Here is a 20,333-nt window from a genome sequence, read left to right on the forward strand (position 1 = left end):
TCACACGGAGACACTATGAAGAAGTTTGTACTGTTTATACCTCTTGTCATTTTTTTAGGTATGGGCGTGTTTTTATACAAAGGATTATTTCTTAATCCTAAAGTGCTCGATTCAGCATTAGAAGGAAAGCCTATCCCGGCTTTCCAACTTGAACGACTTGAAGCCGCAAGTGAAATGATCACAGAGAAAAATCTCGTTGGTAAAGTCACTATGCTTAACTTTTGGGCAACATGGTGCCCAGCGTGTAAGTATGAGCATCCGTATTTGATGATGCTATCAAAACGTAATTTGTTGCCTATTTACGGAATCAATTATCGTGACGATCGAGCACTAGCAATCAAGGAACTAAAAACAGAAGGTGATCCTTACACGCTCAATGTTTTTGATAAAGACGGCAGGTTGGGTCTTGATTTGGGTGTGTATGGTGCCCCAGAAACATTTATTGTCGATCACAATGGCATTATTCGTTATCGCTATGCAGGGCCCATTGATCAAACTGTGTGGACACAAACGCTATACCCAATGATCCAACAACTCCAAACTGAAGCGAAAGCCGATGGGGCATCTTAATGAACATCATCACTAAATTATTTATTTGTTTAGCCAGTGTATTATTTGCTGCGTCAGTTATAGCCACACCAGTAGATACATACGAATTTAAAACAACTGAAAATCAACAGCGGGCATTGTCACTGGCGCATCAATTACGTTGTCCACAGTGTCAAAATCAAAACCTAGTCGATTCAAATTCACCAGTCGCCCAAGATTTACGTCTTGAAGTATACAAAATGGTAGACAGTGGTAAGTCAGATCCTGAAATTATCGACTTCATGACCAGCCGCTATGGTGATTTTGTGTTGTATAAGCCAAAACTTGATTCTAAAACTTATGTTTTATGGTTAGGACCGTTTGGTCTCCTAGTATTTGGTTTGCTTATTGGTTTTATTTTTATCCGTAGGCAACGTATACAGCCGTCAGAAACAGTGTCTCTTACACCAGAGCAGCAGGCAGAACTCGATGCACTACTCAATAAGAGCAAGTCTAAGTAAATAACCATTTGGAGTAACAATGAATAAGTGGCTTGCGGCAATCTTATTTACTTTATTGATGATAAGCTTGCCAAATACATTAAATGCGTACCCAGGTATGCAAGCACAAAGTAAGCAAGCCACCCAGTCAACTCTTGAGCGAATAAATATACTACCGCAACCGTTTCCCATTGCGCTTGTAGACTTTACCAATGCAATTGGACAACAGGTTAACTTTGGCCATTACAAAGGCAAGGTAATAGTAGTAAACCTTTGGGCGACATGGTGCCCACCGTGTGTAAGAGAGCTTCCAGCATTACATCGTTTAAATCAAACACTCAATAATGAGCAATTTGTGTTACTGCCTATCTCAATAGATGCTGACTCAAACGTCGTCAATCCATTCTTGGCTGATCTCGGTTTATCTGCATTTGAATCTCATTTTGATCCTAAGCAACAATTGCGTGATGTATTCCCTCTAGACACTATACCAGCAACATTTATTTTAAATGAACAAGGTGAGCTGGTGGCCTATGTTCGTTCATATGTAGATTGGGATGACGAAAATACAATAGATTATTTGAACCAATTCCTCACGAACGATAAAAAAGCTCAATAAACCGACAAATAAACATTTAAAAAGCTCAAAAGGATCGTTTTTGGTGAAAAGATCGCCAAGCGATCCTTTTTTATTAAAAAAGCGCTTGCACTAAAGTTTTAGCTCCCTATAATGCGCATCCACTGACACGGCAGACAGCGAAAGCAATCACCGAGTTAGGTTGAATCAAGTGCTTCAAAACATTAAATTCAACAGCGAAAAGAAAGTTTGAAAAAACACTTGACGCGAAGATGGGAAAGCGTAGAATACGCAGCCCAAGCCAACGACCTGGCGTCAACGGCCGCTAAGCGAAAGATTGATTCTTTTGGTATTAGTAACGCTCTTTAACAATCTAAACAAGAAATCTGTGTGGACATTCACAGGTATTGAGTTATTCGAAATTGTCTTCTTGTTCTTCGGAATGTAGGCAATCAAAAAATTTAAACTCAATGTTTTTCTCTTAAATGAGAATGATGAATGTTCATAGCAATATGTACAAAAGACTTGTTTCACTTTGGTGAGATAAGCAATCAGAATTCATTGAGCTGAGACTTTGTCTCAAAAAACTTTAATTGAAGAGTTTGATCATGGCTCAGATTGAACGCTGGCGGCAGGCCTAACACATGCAAGTCGAGCGGCAGCACAAGGGAGTTTACTCCTGAGGTGGCGAGCGGCGGACGGGTGAGTAATGCCTAGGGATCTGCCCAGTCGAGGGGGATAACAGTTGGAAACGACTGCTAATACCGCATACGCCCTACGGGGGAAAGGAGGGGACCTTCGGGCCTTTCGCGATTGGATGAACCTAGGTGGGATTAGCTAGTTGGTGAGGTAATGGCTCACCAAGGCGACGATCCCTAGCTGTTCTGAGAGGATGATCAGCCACACTGGGACTGAGACACGGCCCAGACTCCTACGGGAGGCAGCAGTGGGGAATATTGCACAATGGGGGAAACCCTGATGCAGCCATGCCGCGTGTGTGAAGAAGGCCTTCGGGTTGTAAAGCACTTTCAGTAAGGAGGAAAGGTTAACGATTAATACTCGTTAGCTGTGACGTTACTTACAGAAGAAGGACCGGCTAACTCCGTGCCAGCAGCCGCGGTAATACGGAGGGTCCGAGCGTTAATCGGAATTACTGGGCGTAAAGCGTGCGCAGGCGGTTTGTTAAGCCAGATGTGAAATCCCCGGGCTCAACCTGGGAATTGCATTTGGAACTGGCGAACTAGAGTCTTGTAGAGGGGGGTAGAATTCCAGGTGTAGCGGTGAAATGCGTAGAGATCTGGAGGAATACCGGTGGCGAAGGCGGCCCCCTGGACAAAGACTGACGCTCATGCACGAAAGCGTGGGGAGCAAACAGGATTAGATACCCTGGTAGTCCACGCCGTAAACGATGTCTACTCGGAGTTTGGTGTCTTGAACACTGGGCTCTCAAGCTAACGCATTAAGTAGACCGCCTGGGGAGTACGGCCGCAAGGTTAAAACTCAAATGAATTGACGGGGGCCCGCACAAGCGGTGGAGCATGTGGTTTAATTCGATGCAACGCGAAGAACCTTACCTACTCTTGACATCTAGAGAAGATTGCAGAGATGCGATTGTGCCTTCGGGAACTCTAAGACAGGTGCTGCATGGCTGTCGTCAGCTCGTGTTGTGAAATGTTGGGTTAAGTCCCGCAACGAGCGCAACCCCTATCCTTATTTGCCAGCACGTAATGGTGGGAACTCTAGGGAGACTGCCGGTGATAAACCGGAGGAAGGTGGGGACGACGTCAAGTCATCATGGCCCTTACGAGTAGGGCTACACACGTGCTACAATGGCGAGTACAGAGGGTTGCAAAGCCGCGAGGTGGAGCTAATCTCACAAAGCTCGTCGTAGTCCGGATTGGAGTCTGCAACTCGACTCCATGAAGTCGGAATCGCTAGTAATCGTAGATCAGAATGCTACGGTGAATACGTTCCCGGGCCTTGTACACACCGCCCGTCACACCATGGGAGTGGGCTGCAAAAGAAGTGGGTAGTTTAACCTTCGGGAGAACGCTCACCACTTTGTGGTTCATGACTGGGGTGAAGTCGTAACAAGGTAGCCCTAGGGGAACCTGGGGCTGGATCACCTCCTTACCTATACGACTAACTCAATGCTTGGTAGGCAATAAACTGCATCCGTGCGTTTATTGCACACAGCACATCCGTGTGCTTGAGTGTTCACACAGATTACTTGTTAACTTCTTCGGAAGTAGAGTGAAACACACCGCGAGCCGGTTAAGTGTTGTTCTTTAACAATTTGGAAAGCTGATAGTAGTTAATTGCATGAGTCTGTCATGTGATTAATTGCAAATCGTTTGATGCATGACTTTGTATAAGGTGGTGTATTAAACATTGAGTTCTCAAAACACTGTTTAAGTGTCTTGAATATTCTAAAACTAAGGCGATTTCGTGTGCGAAAGTGCATGAATTATCAAAGTAAAAACCAGCTAGTTGCAATATAGCTCAAGTGAAACTCATTTGGGTTGTATGGTTAAGTGACTAAGCGTATACGGTGGATGCCTTGGCAGTCAGAGGCGATGAAGGACGTAGTAACTTGCGAAAAGCGTTGGCGAGCTAGTAACAAGCATTTGAGCTAACGATGTCCGAATGGGGGAACCCACTCACATAAGTGAGTATCTTAACGTGAATACATAGCGTTAAGAGGCAAACCTGGGGAACTGAAACATCTAAGTACCCAGAGGAAAAGAAATCAACCGAGATTCCCCTAGTAGCGGCGAGCGAACGGGGATTAGCCCTTAAGTCTATGGGGTGTTAGTGGAATGTGTTGGAAAGCACAGCGGCACAGGGTGATAGCCCCGTACATGAAAACTAACCATAGATGAAAACGAGTAAGGCGGGACACGTGACATCCTGTTTGAATATGGGGGGACCATCCTCCAAGGCTAAATACTCCTGACTGACCGATAGTGAACCAGTACCGTGAGGGAAAGGCGAAAAGAACCCCTGTGAGGGGAGTGAAATAGAACCTGAAACCGTATACGTACAAGCAGTGGGAGCGGTACTTGAGACCGTGACTGCGTACCTTTTGTATAATGGGTCAGCGACTTACGTTTTGTAGCGAGGTTAAGCGAATAGCGGAGCCGTAGGGAAACCGAGTGTTAACTGCGCGTTTAGTTGCAAGGCGTAGACCCGAAACCCGGTGATCTAGCCATGGGCAGGTTGAAGGTTGAGTAACATCAACTGGAGGACCGAACCGACTTATGTTGAAAAATGAGCGGATGACTTGTGGCTGGGGGTGAAAGGCCAATCAAACCGGGAGATATCTGGTTCTCCTCGAAAGCTATTTAGGTAGCGCCTCGAGCGAATACCATTGGGGGTAGAGCACTGTTAAGGCTAGGGGGTCATCCCGACTTACCAACCCTTTGCAAACTCCGAATACCAATGAGTACTACTCGGGAGACAGACGGCGGGTGCTAACGTCCGTCGTCAAAAGGGAAACAACCCAGACCGTCAGCTAAGGTCCCAAAGTGTATGTTAAGTGGGAAACGATGTGGGAAGGCTTAGACAGCTAGGATGTTGGCTTAGAAGCAGCCATCATTTAAAGAAAGCGTAATAGCTCACTAGTCGAGTCGGCCTGCGCGGAAGATTTAACGGGGCTAAACATACCACCGAAGCTACGGGTGCATTTCATTAGAAGTGCGCGGTAGAGGAGCGTTCTGTAAGCGGTTGAAGGTGAAGGGGTAACCCACACTGGACGTATCAGAAGTGCGAATGCTGACATGAGTAACGATAAAGGGAGTGAAAAACTCCCTCGCCGAAAGACCAAGGGTTCCTGTCCAACGTTAATCGGGGCAGGGTGAGTCGACCCCTAAGGTGAGGCCGAAAGGCGTAATCGATGGGAAACAGATTAATATTTCTGTACTTCTGCTAACTGCGATGGAGAGACGGAGAAGGCTAGGCTAGCGCGGCGTTGGTAGTCCGCGTTTAAGGTGGTAGGTAGATTTCTTAGGCAAATCCGGGAAATCACTCTTTAATGAGTAATGCCGAGAGCTGATGACGAGTCACTAAGGTGATGAAGTAGTTGATGCCATGCTTCCAGGAAAATCTTCTAAGCTTCAGGTTAGTAGAAATCGTACCCCAAACCGACACAGGTGGTCGGGTAGAGAATACCAAGGCGCTTGAGAGAACTCGGCTGAAGGAACTAGGCAAAATGGTACCGTAACTTCGGGAGAAGGTACGCTCCTGGCGGTGATGAGACTTGCTCTCTAAGCTGCTGGGAGTCGCAGATACCAGGTGGCTGCAACTGTTTATCAAAAACACAGCACTGTGCAAAATCGCAAGATGACGTATACGGTGTGACGCCTGCCCGGTGCCGGAAGGTTAATTGATTGGGTTATCGCAAGAGAAGCTCATGATCGAAGCCCCGGTAAACGGCGGCCGTAACTATAACGGTCCTAAGGTAGCGAAATTCCTTGTCGGGTAAGTTCCGACCTGCACGAATGGCGTAATGATGGCCACGCTGTCTCCAGCCGAGACTCAGTGAAGTTGAAATTGCGGTGAAGATGCCGTATACCCGCGGCTAGACGGAAAGACCCCGTGAACCTTTACTATAGCTTGGCACTGAACATTGAACCTACATGTGTAGGATAGGTGGGAGACTTTGAAGCTTGGACGCTAGTCTGAGTGGAGTCGTCCTTGAAATACCACCCTTGTAGTTTTGATGTTCTAACCTGGACCCCTTATCGGGGTTAGGGACAGTGCCTGGTGGGTAGTTTGACTGGGGCGGTCTCCTCCCAAAGAGTAACGGAGGAGCACGAAGGTTGGCTAAGTACGGTCGGACATCGTACGGTTAGTGCAATGGCATAAGCCAGCTTAACTGCGAGACATACACGTCGAGCAGGTACGAAAGTAGGTCATAGTGATCCGGTGGTTCTGAATGGAAGGGCCATCGCTCAACGGATAAAAGGTACTCCGGGGATAACAGGCTGATACCGCCCAAGAGTTCATATCGACGGCGGTGTTTGGCACCTCGATGTCGGCTCATCACATCCTGGGGCTGAAGTCGGTCCCAAGGGTATGGCTGTTCGCCATTTAAAGTGGTACGCGAGCTGGGTTCAGAACGTCGTGAGACAGTTCGGTCCCTATCTGCCGTGGGCGTTGGATGATTGAAGGGAGCTGCTCCTAGTACGAGAGGACCGGAGTGGACGAACCGCTGGTGTTCGGGTTGTTATGCCAATAGCATTGCCCGGTAGCTACGTTCGGAATCGATAACCGCTGAAAGCATCTAAGCGGGAAGCGAGCCCTAAGATGAGTCATCCCTAGGTCTTTAAGACCTCTAAAGGGCCGTAGGAGACTACTACGTTGATAGGCAAGGTGTGTAAGCGTTGTGAGGCGTTGAGCTAACTTGTACTAATGACCCGTGAGGCTTAACCATACAACCCAGATGGGTTTTACTAATACTTAGTATTAGAATGAAGCACTTAAATGGTGTGAGAATACTCAAGCAATCAGCTTTTCGAATTATTATTTAATGCTCAACTGAGTGTTAAATAGGGACATTTTATCAAATACATCCATGTATTTGACCCTAACGGGCCGCACTAAAGTGCGTTAAAAATTTGTTCCATACAATTTTTTGTCTGGAAACCATAGAGCTGTGGTCCCACCTGATCCCATTCCGAACTCAGAAGTGAAACACAGTATCGCCGATGGTAGTGTGGGGTCTCCCCATGTGAGAGTAGGTCATTTCCAGACGCCTAATAAGTACGAAAGCCCGTTGCTAACACAACGGGCTTTTTTACGTCTAAGGTTTGTGCGTTGAATGGGCATGATAACAGTGTGGTTGTAAGCGTCTGGGCAACTACACCTACCTTTTAAAATTCCAGGGTAACAGGCTGTCTATATCCGGTGCTGGTTGGCACAGTTCATTAAGACAAGCCATGATGTAATCAAATGGCACTAAGCCATTAACCTTTGCGGTTTCCACAATGCTGTAAAGCGTGGCACTGGCATGAGCCCCATTAGCTGTCTGACTAAATAACCAATTTTTTCGGCCAATCACAAACGGTTTTACTGCTCGCTCTGCACGATTATTATCAATACTCAATCTGCCATCATCAACATAACGAATAAGTTTGTGCCATTGATTAGCCAGGTAATTAGCCGCCTCTATCAGTTTGGTATTATACCATTCCGCATAACTAAGTGATCATTGTTGCCCATTGTCGATGGCACATTTTTTTCACACGCTCTTTATCTTCAATGAATGCATTCCACGCTTCACTACAGGCATCAACTATTGACTCGTAACCTTCAAAGCAACGATTAGCTAACTTATGCTGCCTCAACCAACTCCACACTTGCTCAATTGGGTTTAATTCCGGAGAATAAGGCGGTAGCTTTACGATAGATAGATTCTCAAAATCATCTGCAATATCATTAGCATGCCAACTCGCGCCATCCATAATCACGACAGCATAGCGCCCGCTTGATGTCGCCAAGGAAATTTGTCCCAAGTGTTGTCGCATTACCTCTTTATTGATGTAAGGTGAAATGAAGGCCTCAGTTGCTCCGTTTCTCGGACAAACCGCACCAAAAAGATGGACATACTCGAATTGCTGTTGCCTCACTGCGAGCGGACGGGTACCTTTTTCAGCCCAAAGTTTGGTGGTGGTATTTTGCTGACCAATACGCGCCTCATCTTGAAACCAGATATCTACATCAGCCGGCGACACAAAAACAGGGATGTCAACGATCGTTGACAAGGGGAAGTTTTTTAAAAGCCTCCATGACTTCAACATCTTGTTTCGGATGTTTAGAACGGCTAGAAAGCCAGCTAAATCCGAGTTTATAAAGTATTTTATAGACGTGATTGAGGTGAAACGAAATACCAAACTCGCTCAATATATAGCGTCGTATATCTTGACCAGTGAGTCTACCACCGACCTCTGATTTGGCAGCCTCTGTCAACATCAGGGTTAACTGTTTGGCTTGCTCGTCTGTTAATCGCGGTGGTCTGCCTGAAGACTTTTTACTCTCAATACCACTTAGACCTTGGCTTAAATAATTGCTGATCCATTGATTCACAATCCGACGACTGACCTTGGTCATAGCAGCGACTTGAGTTCTATTCGCTCCCTCAAGAAAGTGTGCTACGGCCAATAATCGCAAACGCATTCGGGCATCTGCTGTTTGCTTGGATAGCCTGATTAATTCGAAACTGGTGTGTTGTTTCATTGCTAAAAAAGGTGAGTAACGGATATAGCAATTAGATCACATTTTTTCGCGGAATGGTATAATTGACCACGCAGGCGGCCGCCCGACTATTGTGAAAATCGTAAAGCACGATATTGGGGGTAGGATGGTTTGGCTCAGGTGAATCTCGACCTGAGCAATACACCCACATGTAGCTGTTCACCTTATCGGATTTCACCACCTTTAATGGCGTTTCATCGGCAAACAACGTGGGCTGCGTTAACAGCTCGGCTTTAAGCCGTTCCACCAGTGGTGCAAACAGTGTGGCGGATTTGTCTAACCAGCTGCTCATGGTCTGGCGACTGAGCTCAATACCGTATTGCTTGAACATCGCTTCCTGGCGATAAAGCGGTAACCCGTATTGGTATTTACTGGTGATAAGCTGACTGAGCAAACTGCTCGTTGCAATGCCTTTGTTGATAGGCATTGCAGGCATTGAGGCTTGCTTTATCGGCGTATTCGTCGAGGATTTATCACAGTGACGGCACGCGTATTTAGGCCGAATGTGCTCAATGACTTTTATTTGCGCTGGAATAAACTCAAGCTTTTCTGACTTATCTTCACCCATTTTATGTAGCTCACCGCCACAACAATCACAGGTTTTATCTTCAATTTCGTGGATAACTTGCTCACGGGGTAAGTCTTTTGGCAGTGGCTTACGCACCGGTTTTTTGCGGGTATAGCTAATGGATTGTTGCTCAGCCTCAACGGCCTCAATAATCTCTTCCACTTCATTGAATAACTCGCCTTGCCCTACAAAGCCTTCAGCACTTTTGCCAAATTGTTTTTGTTGGGCCAGACGCCAGCGTTCTTCTAGCGCAGCGATTTGCGCATCTTTTTGTAAAGATAATTGCCGCTCATTTTCGAGCAGTTTTTCCAGTTCAGCAATGCGCTGTTGAAGGGCGAGTACATTTTTCATGACGCCTATTTTAAGGCGTAACCAGCGGGTTTCCAGTGCTAAATGAACATCCTTTGATGATCATCAATCGATCGCAAATATTAAAGTAATTGCTTACCTGCTATATCAATTTTACTGTGGCCAATGACATCATACCCCCCTAATAACCAGTGTAATTGTTGCTCGGTTAATGTCATGGTGGGTGACATGAGTTTGGGCCATTTGAACTTATGCTTGTCTAATCGCTTATACCACAGGGCAAAGCCGGTATTATCCCAATAAAGCAATTTGAGTTTGTCACGGCCTTTATTACAAAAGACAAATAGCGCACCACTGAGCACTGGGAGTTCAAGCTCTGCTTCCACTAAGGCGGCTAATCCATTAATCGATTTACGAAAATCGACCACATCGGCACATAAATAAACGGTGGGCACATCAACAAACATCTTCATGCCATTAGCCCTTTAATAATGGTAACGATATCGGTCGTTGCTAAATTGGCAGGAAGCATGAGCTGGCCTGTGCGGGTATCATACTGCAGTGCATTTTGATGAGTGTACTCGCAGACGTCAGTGGTGGTTTGTTTTAGTTGAATAAAGCGTGATGATGTAGCGCGCTTTGGTAAGGTTATTTTTTGCTGGTTCTCAGCCTGTAAAGCACGTTGTTTATAATAAGTGGTAATCGAGACATTATGATGTTGGCAGAATTCAACATTAGTGCCTTTGAAATTGCTACGCTGCTGAAGTAACCCTAGCCACTGTGCCGCTGTTCTGTATGTTTTCATCACCTGCTCCAAATTTATCATTGAGCAGGTATTTTCAAATAGGCAGATTAATGATGCGAGGTGTGGTTTGCTAGACGGTTACGAAAAGACTAAAGATAGAGCGGTAGTTCTGTTGGTTAAGGCTTTTTAATAGAGATAGCGGCCTGTCACGCCGGGGGTCGCGGGTTCACTCTTATTGCAAGCAACGTCCGCTCCGCCAGCTTAAGATAAAGGCCTTTGCAGCAATGCAAAGGCCTTTTTCGTATTTAACACGGGCGAAAAGACTAAAGATAAAGCGGTAGTTCAGTTGGTTAAGGCTTTATATTAGAGATACCGGCCTGTCACGCTGGTGAGGCGCTGGTTCACTCTTGCAGCTATTAGCATTAGCTCTGCCAAATACATCTTCATTTAAAAGAAGGTTGTTTGTATCTGAAATTTAAAAGTCATTAATAAGTTCAATGTGCGTTTTTACAAATATTGATGAGATGGCCAATTTATGTTGGATAGTTGTAATCCATTCATTTAGCTAAGCGTTATTTTAATCCAAATCGATCTATTTTCTTGCCATTCTTATATCGCTCCCCTAACTTAAGTGCCAATTGATTGGGATAAGGAATGACAATGAAGTTAGAAATGATTTGCACAGGCGAAGAAGTGCTTTCTGGCCAGATAGTTGATACCAATGCTGCCTGGGTTGCTAATACCTTAATGGAGTTGGGTATAGAGATGCAGCATAGAGTAACGGTTGGTGACCGCCTTGATGATCTTATCGCTGTATTTAAAGAGCGCAGTAAGCATGCTGATGTGATTATTGTTAATGGTGGTTTGGGGCCAACCAGTGATGATATGTCTGCATTAGCAATGGCAAAAGCGAAAGGTGAAGAGCTTGTTGAAAATACTCAATGGCGTGAACATTTAGAAGATTGGTTTGCGCGCAATAACCGTGTGATGGCTAAAAGTAATTTAAAACAAGCATGGTTACCAGCATCTGCTGTGATGGTCGATAATCCTGTTGGTACAGCCTGCGGTTTTAGAGTAAAGCTCAATAATGCGTGGCTGTTTTTCACACCTGGTGTACCTTTTGAATTAAAACAGATGATTAGGGAGCAATTTATCCCTTTTATTAGTGAAGAATTTGGTGTTCAACAAAAGTCAGCTTTAGAAAAACTGCTCACAATAGGTCATGGAGAGTCATCTCTAGCAGATACCTTGTCTGATATAACGTTACCCGAAGGGATTGAGTTGGGCTATCGGTCTTCAATGCCACATATAGAGATTAAGATTTTTGCCCGTGGTGATAAAGCGATACGTCAACTTCAGGATGTTACTCGACAGGTTAAAGGCGTTCTGGGTACGGCTGTTGTAGCCGAGAATCGCCCAACACTGGCTGCCGAAATACACCATAGATTATATCAGTCTGGTTTCAGCCTTAGTGTGGCTGAATCTTGTACTGGTGGCATGATCACCAGTCAACTGATTGATTTTGCAGGAAGCTCATCATATTTGCATCATGGTTTAGTGACCTACAGTAATGAGTCTAAAGTGAAAGTGCTTGGCGTTAATCCACAGATTTTAGATGATCATGGTGCAGTGTCGATCCCTACTGTTGAAGCGATGGCGCAAGGTATTCGAGGCATTTTAGACAGTGATTTTGCATTAGCGACTAGTGGTATTGCTGGCCCTGATGGTGGTACTGATGATAAACCGGTCGGAACGGTTGCAATTGCATTAGCGACTAAACATGGCGTGTATAGCCAGATGGTGAAACTACCCAAACGCTCACGCCAACTAGTTAGAAGTATGAGCACAGCAATAGCTTACGATATGCTTCGTCGTGCATTACTAGAAGAAGCCGTTATTGTCGATTACCCATCAATTCCACGATTTGCCAAATAAGTTTCATTTAGCTTGCTTACTCTTAAAGTAGGCAAGCTATATCGTAACGCTATCAGTTAACTGCCTATTTTTTGCTTTTTGATAAAAGTAAGCCACAGTCAGTAAAATTACCCCGATTAACATAAACGCAACTATTTTTTGTATTAGTTCAAAAGATGCCATATCAACAAAAATGACTTTGATACATGCAAAAGCAAACAACAAGGTTGCTAATCTAATCAGGCTTGCTTGATGAGGTCGTAAGCTGATAAACATGACGACACTGGCGTGCACGACTAATAAAACTGCGCTCATCGGTGCTGCAATACTTTTGTTGAATTGGTAACTCCAAAGCACATAGCTGGTGACTAATAACGCATGCCATGCCCACGTTAGATATACACGAGAGATAATTTTACTGTGCACCCTAATGCCCAATCTAGGTTTGAGTAAGTATCTTGCGAGTAGTGCTAATACTCCCAATTCGGCTACATTAATGAGCATGTTATTGAGGTTAAAAGCTAACTGGGTTTCTGTGTGAAAAAAAATGGGTAAGATGCTACAGGCGTAAATAGCCGCATACGCAAGGCTGTAACCTGGTGCTAATGCTTGTTTAAAATGCTGCCCGATACGTGTATCTCGTTCGCTAATCACACTGAAATATCCACATAAGACTAACGCAGTGATAGCCCACGAGGGATAAACTAGACTAGTGAGGGTTTGGCTTAATACTGCGATGACCAGGGCCATATAATATGGCGCAATATGCCATTGTAGCGAAGTAGCTAGTTGCCACTTTTTTGATAACTGAACATAGCGCCAGCTTATAAACCCAATAAATAACAAACCAAGAACTAATGCGATAAATCCTTGCCATAGTTCTGCTAAACACATTGCCGTAGTAATCATGATTGCTAACACAGTCAGTATTTGCGTTTCATAGCGAAGACTCTTGTGATTAACAAAGTAAGCTAATCCTAGGCTTACTAGGCTGCTACACCATAATGCAATAGCTATATAGTCAGGATAACTCCGCATGATTTTAGGTAATAACAGTAATGGTAACGCCAAATAACAAAGCAATTGAGCATAATATGCAAAGCGGATTAATTTGGCATTAACATAATATTTTTTGTACCAATAATAAGCGAGTAACAGTCCAATAAATAGCTCAATACGAGCTAATTTAGCGTTCATCGCTTGGTCTGTAAAACTCAAGCTATTGGCATCTACCATCCCTACAATCACTAATCCTAGTAGAGGAATTTGCACTAACCAAGCTAATACTTCGCTAAAGCGTAGCGTGTGTTTAGCGCTCATGTAAATCAGTAATAGGCTAATCAAGGGTAGGGTGTTTAACCAATACTCATCAGAGACAAAATAACAAATAACTAAGATAGTTACTGAGTAAAGCACACCAAGCAGCTCGCGAATAAAGTGAACAGCTAGGCGATCAAACTTCATTAAATCAATTTGATACTGACTAATAAGCTTTTGAGCCATAAACGTCAGTGCGCAAGTGAGTAACATCGATAGGCTTAGTAATGCCTGATAACTTAATATACTTTGCTGTGGGTAATGTGATTGTGTTAGTACATCGAGCAGATTAATAAAGCTGCTGATAATACCTAACACTAACAGCACATAAGCTTCAGCTCTAATTGGACTAAATCGGTGTTTGCAGCCTATCCACAGTAACAATAATCCCTCTAACAACAGCACGAGTCCCATCAGTTCAGCACTGAGTAAAAAGAGTGCAGCAAAGCCGGCAAAGCTACCTGCAAAAGCAAGTGCTAGAGCGCTGATGTCTTTGTCGCGTTTTAAGGCCCAATACAATAACGTACATAAAAGCGCATTTACCGCAAATAACTCACCCGCAAAACGGCTCCACTCTGTCAGTGTGTAAAGGATAAATATCATGAGTGCGACAGGCACCGCGAGTAAACGTGGTGTCAGTGACGACTTAATGACAAATAATAAGCTGGCAATACTGTAGAGATAAAATAACCCGTTAATCGCGACTAATGTCAGGGCTATTTGCCAGTCAATTGAATCAAATGGTAATAGAATAAACACACTAAGCACTTGGATACAGGCAATATGCAGTAGAGCGGTCACTTCAACTAAAATTGGCCAGGCTAACTTATGGCTTTGTACCATAGAGCAAATGCCAATAAGTAATAAGTAAGGTAAATAGAGTAATGGAGCTTGCCCGCCATCGAGCAACATTAATGGCGCCAACGATCCGCCTAATAAGGCGATAATTGCAACCACTTTGGTGTCGAGTTTAAATGACAAACCATAACCGAGTAAGGTATTAAGCAGTAATAAGCCAAAGCAAGCAGTGTCAGGAATAAGGTTGAAATAAGGCCCGAGGAAATACAAACACAAGTAGTTAAGAATAAGCCCAAGACCCACTAGCCCTGAACCAAAATCTTCCATTCCAGCGCGTTTATGTCGAATAAAAATACCGCCAGCAATAATACTGTTAGCTACACCAAGCCCAAATAAGGCTTTAGCTAATTCTGACAACCAATTGTTAATTGAAAATTGTAATAAGTAGCCAAAGCCTAGGGTAAGAGTGATGATCCCTGCTACGGTCATCAAAAATACAGGGCCTAAGCCTTTTGCTTGGTAGTGTTGATAGAATTGCTTTGCTTGATCGGTTAACCCAGAAAGAGGTGCAAGTGCAGATGCGCTAAATTCACCAATAGCGTTGGCTAATTGTGAAATCATTGCGCTGAGTGCGCTTTGTCTTGCCGGTGAATTAATCGGTTGTATGGATTGGGGTGTTGTTATGGATGCTGTTGATACTGAGTCATTGACGTTGGCAGTTTGTCGTTCCCAGGCAGAAGTCGAATATTGAGGTTTATCGGCAACAATACTGCTGGCTAAATCGATTGGAGAGCTTTCATGCACTGGATTGAGTAAATTATTGGCTAAGTTACTTGGTTGTTCATTGCTAGTTTGCGCTTGTACTTGCTGGGTTAAAGCATCAAGTTGCTGGCTGAATTTAGCAAGCTGCTGCATGACATCAGCTTGCTGCTGATCTTGCTGCGAGATTAACTCAGCCAGCTGAGCTTTTAACTTAGTGACGTCATCCATTAACGGCATTATTTATCCCATGATTATTGAGCAGTTCCAATATTGCCAAATGATTGTACGTGGTTCTAATTGATTAGGAAATGTTCAGTTTTTGATAGTTGGAATAAATATGAAAGATTTCAAAAGATTCTGCGCAATAAAAAGCACCTCGAAAGGTGCTTTATTAAAACTAAAAAATTAAAGCGTTAAAACTTAACCACTAATTTACCTTGCTGAACCGCAATCTCTTTAGTCATCTTGGCCATTAATGCTTGATTACTGTCGCGAGTGTCTAAGGTGTACACCGGCTGGGTTTCAAGGTAATTACGTAAAAACCCCATTAATTGCGGTGTTGCCTGACTAATATAGCGTTCAATATCGACCGGCTCTGACTCAATTTTGACTAAGTCTAGCTGGCGCAGATAAATGCTTTTAGTTTCGCTGTCGTACCAAGGTACCGCCTCAAACGTGGTTTTCAACTTAGCATGGATCGGCATCAGTGGGTTGTTAACGGTTATCATGGTAGCGGCTGTCACCGCCATGGTATTTGGTTTTGCACCAAGTACCACTTGCATGTCATTTAGCTTAAGTGACACACCAATTAACTTGTTCCCCTGCTTTACTTCAAAATGCATGTCGTTGTTAAGGTATTGCTCGATTTCAGACTCGGTAATACTGTACTGACTGGCACAGCCAGTCAGTAACAACAATAATCCAAGTCCGAGGCTTTTAACCAAGGTTATCATCCAGTGTTTCTCATTCCTGCTGCAACGCCGGCAATGGTCAGCATAAGCGCTAGCTGAACAGATGCAGACGGTTCCACTTCTTTACGCGTACGGGCTAATAGCTCGGTTTGTAAAAAGTTTAATGGGTCTATGTAAGGGTTGCGCAGTTTAACAGATTCGCGGTTCCATGGGGTGTGCGACATTAACTCGGTTGCTTGAGTGAGCGATAATACAGCATCAATACCCAATTGGAGGCGTTGACGCAGCTTTTCACCCAAATGATGCAACTCTGGTTTTACTAAGCATGACTCATAGTATTTAGCGAGATTAGGCTCTGCTTTGGTGTAAACCATTTCTAGCATTGAAATACGGGTTTCGAAGAATGGCCATTGGTCTTCCATTTCACGAAGTAGTTCAAGCTCGCCGCGTTCTGCCGCATCTTGTAATGCTTCACCAGCACCTAACCAGGCTGGCAACATTAAGCGGTTTTGCGACCAGGCAAAAATCCATGGAATAGCACGCAAACTTTCAATGCCACCATCAACTTTACGCTTGGCAGGGCGACTACCTAATGGCAGCTTGCCTAGCTCAACCTCTGGGGTCGCCGCGCGGAAATAAGGCACAAAATCAGGCTCTTCGCGCACAATGCCACGGTAATGTTGAACTGATTCTTCAGCAATACGTTGCATACATTCGCGCCAGGCTTTTTTAGGCTCAGGAGGAGGTAATAATGTGGCCTCCATTACTGCTGATGTATACAGCGCTAAGCTTTGTACGGCTAATTTTGGCAAGCCAAACTTAAAGCGGATCATCTCGCCTTGTTCTGTAACACGAATGCGGCCATCAACTGACCCCGGTGGTTGCGATAAAATGGCCTTATGAGCAGGTCCGCCGCCACGGCCAATAGAACCACCACGGCCATGGAATAACATCAGTTTAACGTCGGCCTTTTTACATACAGCCACCAATTGCTCTTGAGCACGATATTGCGCCCAAGCCGCTGCCATAACACCAGCGTCTTTAGCTGAGTCAGAGTAGCCAATCATCACCTCTTGCATGCCTTTGGTGTAACCACGATACCAATCAATGTTCAGTAGCGCTGTCATACAGGCTGCTGCGCCCTCGAGATCGGCAAGGGTTTCGAATAATGGCACGACACGCATAGGGTTTGTGCAGCCAGCTTCTTTGAGCAGCAGCAGCACAGTGAGCACGTCAGAAGGCTTACTTGCCATCGAAATAACGTATGAGCCAAGTGCGTTAGCGGGTTGCTTCGCGACCAGGTTGCAGGTTCTCACCACTTCAGCAACGTCGTCAGTAGGCTTCCAATTGGTCGGGATTAATGGACGCTTGCTGGTTAACTCGCGTAATAAAAACGCTTGTTTTTCGTTTTCATCCCAGTGATTGTAATCTCCCATCCCGAGGTAGCGTGTTAATTCAGCAATGACGTCGCTATGGCGTGTTGCATCTTGACGAATATCAAGGCGCAGCATGTGAATACCAAAACAGGCCAAACGGCGTAAAATATCTAACAATAAACCGTTAGCAATTAGCTTCATACCGCAGTCGGATAAGCTTTTATAAAGTAGCTCAAGCGGTTGCTGTAAATCAGACTTATGCCAAATTAATTCGTTGGTATCCGTGTCAGGATGTTTGCCTTCTAGGCGCGCATTAAGGTAGTCAATGGTGTTACGTAATTGACAACGTAACTTGCGCAATACATCGCGATACGGTTCTTTACTGTTATCGGTGAATGCCAATAACTCTTCGTTTGCTTGTTCCATAGACAGTTCGCCAAGTAAAGCGACAATGTCTTTTAAGTAAAGTCTTGCAGCGGCATGGCGATTTCGGTCGAGCACTTCTTGCGTTACTGTAGACGTTACGAAAGGGTTACCGTCGCGGTCGCCCCCCATCCAGCTTGAAAAGCGCACAGGAGATACATCAATGGGTAGCTGTTGACCGGTTTTTTGCTCAACTTGATCGTTAAGTTGGCGTAAAAAGTCAGGGATGGCTTGCCATAAAGAGGCTTCGATGGTGCTTAAACCCCAGCGGGCTTCATCTACTGGCGTTGGGCGCTCATTGCGAATTTCGTTAGTGTGCCAAATTTGTGCAATAAGTTGACGTAAACGGAGTGTACTTTGGCTGCGTTCACGATCTGTTAGTTGGCTGTTTTCTTGCTCGGTTAAACAATCAACTACAGCGGCATATTTTTGAATTAACGTTCGGCGCGATATTTCAGTTGGATGAGCCGTTAGCACCAAATCAATGTCTAGGTTTTTTAGGCATGCAATTACGTCTTTTTTATCTAAGTCAGTATCAAGCATACGCCCAAGTAGTTGCTCTACAGGGTCAGGTACGCATACCAATTCGTCGCAGTTGCGACTGATGGTGTGAAACTGTTCGGCGATATTGGCTAGGTTTAAAAATTGGTTAAATGCTTTTGCAAAAGGTACCAGTTCTTCGTCTGGTAAAGCAGTTAATAACGCCAACATTTGCTCGCGAGACGCTTCGTCACCTTGGCGAGATTTTTTCGCTAAAATTCGAATTTGTTCTACTTTTTCTAAAAATGCATCACCTAAATGGTTTTGCATTGTCTCGCCTAATATCTGGCCTAAATGCCCCACATTTGATCGAAGTGACGCATACATATCTGCCGTTTGCTCTGCCATACTTACTCCCGAAAAAAAGAACGATCTTGCCAATATCTCTTACATCACAATACCCAGCGTATCTAATTTGGTCAATACACTGGTAGGGTGTTTTGTAATTTTATTTCGTAAAAATATTACATTTCTCGTACATTGTTAACTCCAAACTAACAGCTATTTGATGCACGCGTGGTAAATCATTTTTTTAATCAATTCTACCGTTGGTGTTAAGTATTCTAGGCCAATAAACTCATCTGGCTGGTGGGCTTGATTAATGCTTCCTGGGCCAAGTACCAGGGTTTGGCAGCCAAGCTTGTTAATGTAAGGGGCTTCTGTCGAGTAGTTAACAACCTCTGCTTCATTACCCGATAATTCAGCAACCAGTTTGGTCCATGGGTTATCTGCTTTTCCTGCAAAAGACTCGGCACCAGGGTATAGGGTGCTGACGCTAATACTGCCAGGATACTCTTTGCTGATGTCAGCTAAGTAGTTCAATACCATTAATTCGAGTTCTGCTAACTCCATACCCGGTAATGGACGAATATCTAAGTGTAAATCGCAGCATCCACAAATACGGTTAGCCGCATCACCGCCGTGTATATGGCCAAAGTTCATGGTTGGGTAAGGCACAGTAAAGGCATCTTCGCGATAGTTTTCACTTAAATGCTGTTTAAGCTTCATCAGTTGGCTAATCACTTTATGCATCACTTCAATGGCATTTAATCCACGAGCAGGATCTGACGAGTGACCACTGCGACCAATAACGCGGATCCCTTGAGCTAAATGGCCTTTATGCATATAGACAGGTTTTAAGCTGGTGGGTTCACCAATAACTGCGTAATCAGGCGCAACCACTTTTGATTCGGCAAACGCTTTAGCGCCACTCATGGTGGTTTCTTCATCGGCGCTAGCAAAAATAGTGAGTGGACGTTTAAATTGATCCAGTGGCATGTCTTTTAACGCTTCAAGCACTAACGCAAAAAAACCTTTCATGTCGCAGGTGCCTAAACCATACCAACGATTGTCTTTTTCAATCATCTCAAACGGGCTTTGGCTCCAGCGACCCTCGTCAAACGGTACGGTATCTGTATGGCCAGCCAGCAATAGCCCGCCGCTGCCCTGGCCAATACGCGCGATTAAATTTTGTTTATTGCGTGAATCTTCAACTGTTGGGGTTTCACACTCAAAACCCAGCTCGCTAAACCAATTTTGCAACAAGTTGATAACTGCATGGTTACTCATATCGTTTTCAACTTCGAGTGCGCTAATCGATGGCGCTGCAATCAGCTGCGTAAAACAACTTTTAAGATCAGGTAATGTACTCATAGACCATCCTAGAAAATTACATGTAAAATACTTATTCACATATATTGCATAATTAATAATGTGTGTTAGTCTAGCAAACAGCATTAACCGACACCAATAATTGAACGCTGCACATGAAAATAAATATCTGCTTTTTGACAGTTAAAACCACTATATCA

The 20,333-nt window shown here is 44.4% G+C and carries 11 protein-coding genes, 3 rRNA genes and 2 pseudogenes; 7 read left to right on the forward strand and 9 right to left on the reverse strand.

All coding sequences use genetic code 11. From position 1 onward, the window contains the following. Positions 1-15 precede the first annotated feature (15 nt). The 6 genes from K8B83_RS03150 (at position 16) to rrf (ending at position 7,359) form a co-directional block, all read left to right on the forward strand. Entirely contained in the window at positions 16-570 is a 555-nt protein-coding gene (locus K8B83_RS03150; RefSeq protein WP_188740684.1) for a DsbE family thiol:disulfide interchange protein, read from the forward strand. Continuing rightward, positions 570-1,049 carry a heme lyase NrfEFG subunit NrfF gene (gene nrfF, locus K8B83_RS03160; RefSeq protein WP_188740683.1) on the forward strand — a complete coding sequence of 160 codons (480 nt, stop codon included), beginning with the start codon at positions 570-572 and terminating at the stop codon, positions 1,047-1,049. Before K8B83_RS03150 ends, nrfF begins: the two co-directional genes overlap by 1 nt. Positions 1,050-1,068: 19 nt before the next feature. Then, entirely contained in the window at positions 1,069-1,647 is a 579-nt protein-coding gene (locus K8B83_RS03165) for a TlpA family protein disulfide reductase (protein WP_188740682.1), read from the forward strand. 548 nt (positions 1,648-2,195) lie between these two features. Next, positions 2,196-3,738, forward strand: a 16S ribosomal RNA gene (locus K8B83_RS03170). Positions 3,739-4,133: 395 nt separating this feature from the next. Next, positions 4,134-7,039, forward strand: a 23S ribosomal RNA gene (locus tag K8B83_RS03175). Positions 7,040-7,243: 204 nt separating this feature from the next. After that, positions 7,244-7,359: ribosomal RNA gene (gene rrf / locus K8B83_RS03180) — 5S ribosomal RNA — on the forward strand. The 16S, 23S and 5S rRNA genes sit together here, the layout of an rRNA operon. A 112-nt stretch (positions 7,360-7,471) precedes the next feature. Here the strand turns inward: rrf and K8B83_RS03185 are convergent. From K8B83_RS03185 to K8B83_RS03205, 5 genes and pseudogenes are all read right to left on the reverse strand, one after another. Continuing rightward, a pseudogene (locus K8B83_RS03185) lies at positions 7,472-7,789 on the reverse strand (IS66 family transposase); the annotation flags it as partial. A 16-nt stretch (positions 7,790-7,805) separates the two neighbouring features. Then, positions 7,806-8,841, reverse strand: a protein-coding gene (locus K8B83_RS03190; protein WP_398409186.1) for an IS630 family transposase whose coding sequence is annotated in 2 segments (ribosomal slippage) — positions 7,806-8,375 and positions 8,377-8,841 — 1,035 coding nt in all. Because the reading frame shifts where the segments join, the coding sequence is not laid out codon by codon here. 58 nt (positions 8,842-8,899) lie between these two features. Next, positions 8,900-9,778: pseudogene (gene tnpC / locus K8B83_RS03195) on the reverse strand (IS66 family transposase); the annotation flags it as partial. A gap of 80 nt (positions 9,779-9,858) precedes the next feature. Next, positions 9,859-10,209, reverse strand: a complete 351-nt coding sequence (gene tnpB / locus K8B83_RS03200; protein ID WP_188740375.1) for an IS66 family insertion sequence element accessory protein TnpB — start codon at positions 10,207-10,209, stop codon at positions 9,859-9,861. After that, positions 10,206-10,541, reverse strand: coding sequence for an IS66 family insertion sequence element accessory protein TnpB (locus K8B83_RS03205; RefSeq protein WP_188740376.1), 336 nt, complete (start codon positions 10,539-10,541; stop codon positions 10,206-10,208). Before K8B83_RS03205 ends, tnpB begins: the two co-directional genes overlap by 4 nt. A 600-nt stretch (positions 10,542-11,141) precedes the next feature. On the opposite strand from K8B83_RS03205, the gene K8B83_RS03210 reads away from it, so the two are divergent. Next, entirely contained in the window at positions 11,142-12,416 is a 1,275-nt protein-coding gene (locus K8B83_RS03210) for a CinA family nicotinamide mononucleotide deamidase-related protein (RefSeq protein WP_188740377.1), read from the forward strand. A gap of 36 nt (positions 12,417-12,452) precedes the next feature. Here the strand turns inward: K8B83_RS03210 and K8B83_RS03215 are convergent, their stop codons facing one another. The 4 genes from K8B83_RS03215 to argE all read right to left on the reverse strand — a co-directional run bounded on the left by K8B83_RS03215 (position 12,453) and on the right by argE (position 20,175). Further along, positions 12,453-15,509 carry a DUF2339 domain-containing protein gene (locus K8B83_RS03215; protein ID WP_188740378.1) on the reverse strand — a complete coding sequence of 1,019 codons (3,057 nt, stop codon included), beginning with the start codon at positions 15,507-15,509 and terminating at the stop codon, positions 12,453-12,455. 176 nt (positions 15,510-15,685) lie between these two features. After that, positions 15,686-16,225, reverse strand: coding sequence for a DUF1439 domain-containing protein (locus tag K8B83_RS03220; RefSeq protein ID WP_188740379.1), 540 nt, complete (start codon positions 16,223-16,225; stop codon positions 15,686-15,688). Next, a complete protein-coding gene (ppc, locus tag K8B83_RS03225) occupies positions 16,222-18,870 on the reverse strand; it encodes a phosphoenolpyruvate carboxylase (protein ID WP_188740380.1) in 2,649 nt (882 codons plus the stop codon). Before ppc ends, K8B83_RS03220 begins: the two co-directional genes overlap by 4 nt. Before the next feature lie 153 nt (positions 18,871-19,023). Then, positions 19,024-20,175 (reverse strand): acetylornithine deacetylase, encoded by a 1,152-nt coding sequence (gene argE, locus K8B83_RS03230; protein WP_188740381.1) that lies wholly within the window; start codon positions 20,173-20,175, stop codon positions 19,024-19,026. Positions 20,176-20,333: the final 158 nt, after the last annotated feature.

Origin of the sequence: Shewanella inventionis, assembly GCF_019931735.1 — a bacterium.
In the GTDB taxonomy this organism is placed as follows: domain Bacteria; phylum Pseudomonadota; class Gammaproteobacteria; order Enterobacterales; family Shewanellaceae; genus Shewanella; species Shewanella inventionis.